Source organism: Enterobacter sp. K16B (assembly GCF_020216105.1).
Lineage (GTDB): Bacteria > Pseudomonadota > Gammaproteobacteria > Enterobacterales > Enterobacteriaceae > Enterobacter > Enterobacter sichuanensis.
Window position 1 is genome coordinate 112,872 of the sequence record NZ_JAIWJZ010000024.1, and the last position, 6,500, is coordinate 119,371.

General features: G+C 57.0%; 7 protein-coding genes. 5 read left to right on the top strand and 2 right to left on the bottom strand.

The window, feature by feature from the left end; translation table 11 throughout:
- Positions 1-322: 322 nt before the first annotated feature.
- The 4 genes from tisB (at position 323) to emrD (ending at position 3,179) form a co-directional block, all read left to right on the top strand.
- The gene (gene tisB / locus LDK53_RS06325; protein WP_020684667.1) at positions 323-412 is read left to right on the top strand and encodes a type I toxin-antitoxin system toxin TisB; all 90 of its coding nucleotides are present in this window, start codon (positions 323-325) and stop codon (positions 410-412) included.
- Positions 413-476: 64 nt separating this feature from the next.
- Positions 477-923 (top strand): GNAT family N-acetyltransferase, encoded by a 447-nt coding sequence (locus LDK53_RS06330; RefSeq protein WP_045285322.1) that lies wholly within the window; start codon positions 477-479, stop codon positions 921-923.
- Between the two features lie 62 nt (positions 924-985).
- Positions 986-1,819, top strand: coding sequence for an EamA family transporter (locus tag LDK53_RS06335; protein WP_225284995.1), 834 nt, complete (start codon positions 986-988; stop codon positions 1,817-1,819).
- 175 nt (positions 1,820-1,994) lie between these two features.
- Positions 1,995-3,179, top strand: a complete 1,185-nt coding sequence (gene emrD, locus LDK53_RS06340) for a multidrug efflux MFS transporter EmrD (protein WP_095452041.1) — start codon at positions 1,995-1,997, stop codon at positions 3,177-3,179.
- On the opposite strand, the gene LDK53_RS06345 is transcribed toward emrD, so the two are convergent.
- Both LDK53_RS06345 and dsdC read right to left on the bottom strand, forming a co-directional pair.
- Positions 3,082-4,170, bottom strand: coding sequence for a cellulase family glycosylhydrolase (locus LDK53_RS06345; RefSeq protein ID WP_225284998.1), 1,089 nt, complete (start codon positions 4,168-4,170; stop codon positions 3,082-3,084). The genes emrD and LDK53_RS06345 overlap by 98 nt on opposite strands.
- A gap of 84 nt (positions 4,171-4,254) precedes the next feature.
- Positions 4,255-5,181, bottom strand: a complete 927-nt coding sequence (dsdC, locus tag LDK53_RS06350; RefSeq protein WP_225285009.1) for a DNA-binding transcriptional regulator DsdC — start codon at positions 5,179-5,181, stop codon at positions 4,255-4,257.
- 204 nt (positions 5,182-5,385) lie between these two features.
- Between dsdC and dsdX the strand changes: the two genes are divergently transcribed.
- Positions 5,386-6,500 (top strand): D-serine transporter DsdX (dsdX, locus tag LDK53_RS06355; RefSeq protein WP_225285006.1); only part of this gene is annotated, 1,115 nt, incomplete at its 3' end.

Consider the following 6,500-nt stretch of genomic DNA (forward strand, 5'->3'; position numbering starts at 1 on the left):
GTCAACGCAAAAAGTATACGCGATCGAAGACGAACGCGCAATTGAGGCACGGATTTTGACGTTTTTGAGTATGGATCGCCTTCCAGATTTTGTCCACAAAATACTGTTCATGCATACAGTATTTATCTATACTGAAGGTGTTCGCAGTGAGCGAGGGGGCCGCAGTTCTACCGGCGCAACGAAGTCCTGGCTGAAACGGGTGGTGCCGTCAGTGCCTTAACCCCTGAAGTGAGCACACTGTGTTACGTCAATCCAGGTGCTGGCCACAGGCGGCGGAAAGGTACGCCAGCATCGTGCTCCTTTTAACCAAAAGGAGACGCGTATGAGCGTAGTGGATATGGTGATACTTATCCTCAAACTCATTGTTGCAGTACTGCAACTGCTTGATGCTGTCCTGAAATACCTTCGGTGATTCAGGTTCAAGTCGCACCTGAGAGGGGCGGGCAACCGCCCCTCTTTAATAACGAGGGAATGCTATGTCGCGTCTGTTAATTGAGCCTGTTACCCCAGAAGAGCCGGGGTACATCGCCCTGAAGGCGGAGAGTATCGCACTGAATTTCAACATGCTGCGCAGGCTGGAAGAGAACTGGCAACGCGGCGAAAACCGCTTTAACGCGCCGGGTGAAAAGCTGCTGGGGGCGTTTCTTAACGGCAGGCTGGTGGGCGTGTGCGGGCTTAACCGCGATCCGTTCAGCCAGCAGCCACGCGCCGGGCGTATTCGCCATCTCTACGTCAGTGAGAAGTGCCGCGGGATGGGCATTGGCAAACAGCTTTTAAGCGTGGTGATGGCCGATGCCAGCATCTGGTTTGATTTTCTCAATACCCATGCGCCGGACAGCGCGTATGGCTTCTATCACCAGGCGGGCTTCAGGCTGGTGTCTGACGAACCTCGGGTGACGCACCGTCTTTTCTGCGCGGTCTGAGCGGCTGGCAGCATCGGGTTGTGAATGTTACAGTTGAGTGACAATTCACCATCCGATACGCCATGACCATCACCGTTTTCTGCATTTTACTCTTCGCCGCACTGCTGCATGCCAGCTGGAACGCCATTGTCAAAGCCGGAACGGACAAGCTCTATTCTGCGATCAGCGTCAGCGGCTCCGCCACGCTAATCGCTCTGGTATTACTGCCTTTCTCTCCTCAGCCCGCCGCCGCCAGCTGGCCGTTCCTGATCGTCTCCTGCGCATTACAGGTGGTGTATACGGTTCTGGACGCGAAGACCTATCAGGTCTCGGATATGAGCCAGACCTATCCGCTGATGCGCGGCACCGCACCACTGCTGGTGGCGCTGGTAAGCGTGCTGGTGCTCGGCGATAGTCTCTCGTGGCTTGCCTGGTCCGGCATCGGGGTGATCTGTCTGTCGATCCTGGCCATGGCGATGAACGGACGCATGCAGTCCCGAAAAGGGATCTGGCTGGCGCTGCTGAACGCCTGTTTTATCGCCGGGTATACGCTGGTAGATGGCACCGGTGTGCGTTTATCCGACACCGCGCTGGGCTACACGCTGTGGACCTTCTTTATGAACGGCTTCTGTCTGCTGTGCTGGGCGATGGTGGCACGTCGGCGTGAAGCGTCCAGCTATCTCCGTCTGCACTGGAAAAAGGGGTTGCTCGGCGGCGTGGGGACTATGGGCTCATATGGCCTGGCGCTATGGGCAATGACGCAGGCCCCGCTGGCAGTGGTCGCCGCGCTGCGTGAAACCTCCATTCTCTTCGGGGCGTTGATCGCGTTTGTGCTGTTAAAAGAGAAGGTTGCGGGTCTGCGCATTGCCGCGGCGCTGGGTATTGCGGGTGGCGCGATCCTGCTGCGCCTCGCGTAAATCACTGGCAACATTAGTTGCCGATCTTGTTTACAAATCCTGCCTTTTTCTGTTTCTCCATTCATCACAGTAATGCTCAATTTGTCATCTCACTGTGGTAGATTCCTCGCGCATTTATGGGAATGCATAGTCACTTATTCTTCATTTTTCTCTTTTGGCAAAAGTATTCAGCGACATGAAAAAACAAAGGAACGTTAACTTATTGTTGATGCTGGTGTTACTGGTGGCCGTCGGTCAGATGGCGCAAACCATCTACATTCCGGCGATTGCCGACATGGCAAAGGAACTAAACGTCCGCGAGGGCGCAGTACAAAGCGTGATGGCGGCCTACCTGCTGACCTATGGCGTGTCGCAGTTATTCTACGGGCCGCTCTCCGACCGTATCGGCCGCCGCCCGGTCATTCTGACAGGCATGTGCATCTTCATGGTCGCGACGGTGATTGCCATCACCACCCACAGCCTGACCATATTGATTGCCGCCAGCGCCCTGCAGGGTGTTGGTACCGGCGTCGGTGGGGTGATGGCGCGAACCTTACCGCGTGACATGTATCAGGGCACCCAGCTCCGCCATGCCAACAGCCTGTTGAATATGGGTATTCTGGTTAGCCCGCTGCTGGCGCCGCTGATCGGCGGCCTGCTGGACACCATGTGGTCCTGGCGCGCCTGCTACGCCTTCCTGCTGGTGCTCTGTGTGATTGTCACCTTCAGCATGGCGCGCTGGATGCCGGAAACCCGCCCTCAGGACGCACCGCGCACGAAGCTCATCGCCAGCTATAAAACGCTGTTCGGCAACGGGTCGTTTACCTGTTACCTGCTGATGCTGATCGGCGGTCTGGCGGGCATTGCGGTGTTTGAAGCCTGCTCCGGCGTGCTGCTGGGCGCAGGTCTTGGCCTGAGCAGTATGGTGGTCAGTATTCTGTTTATTCTGCCGATACCGGCGGCATTCTTCGGGGCATGGTTCGCCGGACGTCAGAACAAGCGTTTCTCAACGCTGATGTGGCAGTCGGTGATCAGCTGCCTGCTGGCAGGCCTGATGATGTGGATCCCGGGGCTGTTCGGTGTGATGACCGTCTGGACGCTGCTGATCCCGGCGGCACTGTTCTTCTTCGGTGCGGGCATGCTGTTCCCGCTTGCCACCAGCGGCGCGATGGAGCCGTTCCCGTTCCTCGCAGGTACGGCGGGCGCGCTGGTAGGTGGTTTGCAGAATATCGGTTCCGGCGCGCTGGCCTGGCTCTCGGCGATGATGCCGCAGACCGGGCAGTCTAGTTTGGGCCTGCTGATGACGCTGATGGGACTGCTGATTTTACTGTGCTGGCTGCCGCTGGCGTCACGTGTTCCGCATCACGAGCAGCCGGTTTAACTGCATGATGGCCCGGCTTCTCGCCGGGCTTTTCACAGACAGGGGCGATCATGGCCTGTAACAACGGCTCTGGCGCAGGCCGCCAGGCGCCCTCTTCTCCGTCGTAAAACTGGAAATCCGCGTTGATCGCGTACGGAATTTTCGCCTTTTGCAGCTCACAGGCCATAAAGGTGGCGAAGGCCATTTGCGAGGCGGTCGGTGTAAAGCGGTTTGACTCCCCCACGCCCCAGCCCCCCACCCAGCTGACGTGTCCGGTTTTTTGCTGCCAGCGCAGCGCCGTCGTAATGCGACTGTGAATAGCCGCTTTCTCCGCCGCCGTGCCGGACGTCCACGGGTATTTACCGTTATTTTTCAGCGGTCCCCATGGGAAAATATGCCATTCTGCCAGCAGGTAGTTCTGGCTATGGGCAGGCAGCTTCAGGCTGGTTAAATCCTCCGGCGCGGCGCGCAGGCGCGGTGCGATGAAGATCATGCGCTGCGGGTCGATGTCGTGGATCGCTTTGATGCTTTTTTCATAGACGTGGTTTAACGACGCCAGATTGTGATTAAGCTTGTCAGTCGGCTCATAAATAAGATCAAAACCCAGCAGCGGGAAGCTCTGGCCGAAATAGTGCGCCACGGCAATCCACCAGTTGATCGCCTCTTTCTCGTTGTCAGCTTTCGGGTCGTTTTTATACTCATCAGCCTGATAGGCGATGATCGGGATCACGCCATACTGTTCGCAGGCTTCTACCAGCTTACGCAGGTGGATCAGCCGTGCCTCTGTCGGTTCATCCGCGACGCGGATGCGCACGTGGGTAATGCCTTTAGCCCGAAAATCGCGGACCACCAGCGGGTCAAACTCGCGAATACCGCGCTCGGTGCGCGCCCAGTCCACATCCATCCCGACGCCCAGCTGTTGCGCATAACGGGCAGCCGTCAGCGGCGGCTCAGCGGCAATGGCCCAGCCGGAGGTGATCATTAACGCGGTAGCAATGAGAGGCTTTAACACGGTTTACCCTGGATAAATCGAAAGCATTACCTGTATTTAGCACGCTTTTTCACATTTGGTGTAGCGTCAAAGCGTAATAATTCTTCAGCTTACCCGCTCTCTCAGCCAGCCAATAAAGGCATCAATTTTCGGCCACTGACGGCCAGGTAGCGTTGAGACGTAGTAATGCTGATGGCATTTGAGGGTCTTTTCGCCAAACGGTGCAATCAGCTCACCCCGCTCAAGCCGCTTTTGCACCAGCCGCTTTCTCCCCATCGCCACCCCCACGTCATTCATGGCCGCGATAATGGCCAGGTCCGAGCGATCCAAACCAATACCCGATGATGGCGGCATCGTCACCGCGAAATGCTGCGCCCAGCTCAGCCACTCATCCGTGCCGGAATCATTGCTCCAGGCCTGACGGTCGTGCAGTAACGTACAATGGCTGAGATTATGGGGATTTTTCAGCAGCTCATGCTCGCGGGCATACGCTGGCGAACAGACGGGCAAAATCGCTTCATCCATCAGAAAGTGATGAGACAGGTGGTTTGATGGCGTATCGTCGAAATAGAGCGCCAGATCGATACCGGTTCGCTGCATGTTCACGTAATCATTGCCGGTCAGGATAGTGAGGGATATCGACGGGTAGCGGCGGGTAAAATCCCCCAGCATGGGCACCAGCCAGCACTGGGCGATTGACGGGCGGGAGTAGACCGTCAGCGTACCGGATAGCGCCTGATTTTTGATGTCCAGAATTTCCTGATTCAGGGTGTCGAGGGACGATTTAAGGGTCCAGTAAACCCGTTTTCCTTCCTGCGTCAGCTCCACTTTACGGTGCGAGCGGACAAACAGCTGAATGCCCAGCTCCTCTTCCAGCAGGTTGATGCGGTGGCTTACCGCGCTGGGACTGAGCGAGAGTTCCGCCGCCGCCAGGGCGAAGGACTCATGCCGGGCGGCCACTTCAAAGGTGTACATTTTCGACAGCTGCCAGCCGTTTAACAGCCGGTTTCTGGCGTCATTCGCATCGGTCATCACAATTCTCACACGTTATTTCTGCCCTCAGCATACCGTGCGAGGGTGAATTTATGTGAACCAACGGCGAAATTACTGCACTTTTTAGAGTTTAGTCACTCAGTTGGTTCAATCTGGCTCACCTGAACGCCAATTTATATCGTTTGTCAGCCCACGCCGTTTTTTCGTCCAATACCCGCAAATGACATAGGGGTGAGGTGAGATATGGGATCGCCGGTCTGGGTTGTGACAACGCTGCTTATCAGCATTGTGTTGATTGTTTTAACCATCGTAAAACTGAAGTTTCATCCGTTCCTCGCGCTGCTGCTGGCGAGCTTTTTCGTCGGCACAATGATGGGGATGAGCCCGCTGGATATGGTAAACGCCATTGAGAGCGGTATTGGCGGTACGCTGGGCTTCCTAGCGGCGGTGATTGGTCTTGGCACCATTCTGGGCAAGATGATGGAGGTTTCCGGCGCGGCAGAGCGCATCGGGATGACCTTGCAGCGCTGCCGCTGGCTGTCAGCAGACGTGATTATGGTGCTGGTAGGCCTGATCTGCGGCATTACGCTGTTCGTGGAAGTGGGCGTGGTTCTGCTGATCCCGCTGGCATTTTCCATCGCCAAAAAGACCAATACCTCCCTGCTTAAGCTTGCCATTCCACTCTGTACCGCGCTGATGGCGGTGCACTGCGTGGTGCCGCCGCATCCGGCTGCGCTTTTTGTCACCAATAAGCTGGGGGCGGACGTCGGCACGGTGATTGTCTATGGTTTGCTGGTGGGCCTGATGGCGTCTCTGGTCGGGGGCCCGCTGTTCCTGAAGCTGCTCGGCAACCGTCTGCCCTATAAACCGGTTCCGGCGGAATTTTCAGACCTGAAGGTGCGGGAAGAACATACCCTGCCGTCGCTGGGCGCCACGCTTTTCACGGTGCTGCTGCCGATTGCCCTGATGCTGGTGAAGACCGTCGCCGAGCTGAATATGGCGAAAGAAAGCACGCTATATACCCTGCTGGAATTTATCGGCAACCCAATCACCGCGATGTTTATCGCCGTGTTTGTTGCCTACTACCTGCTGGGGATCCGCCAGCATATGGGTATGGGCGCCATGCTGACCCATACGGAGCACGGGTTTGGCTCTATCGCCAATATTTTGCTGATTATCGGTGCGGGCGGTGCGTTCAACGCCATCCTCAAAACCAGCGGGCTGGCGGACTCCCTGGCACATATTCTCTCGAACCTGCACATGCACCCAATCCTGCTCGCCTGGCTGGTGGCGCTGGTGCTGCATGCCGCCGTCGGCTCCGCCACGGTGGCGATGATGGGCGCGACGGCTATCGTCGC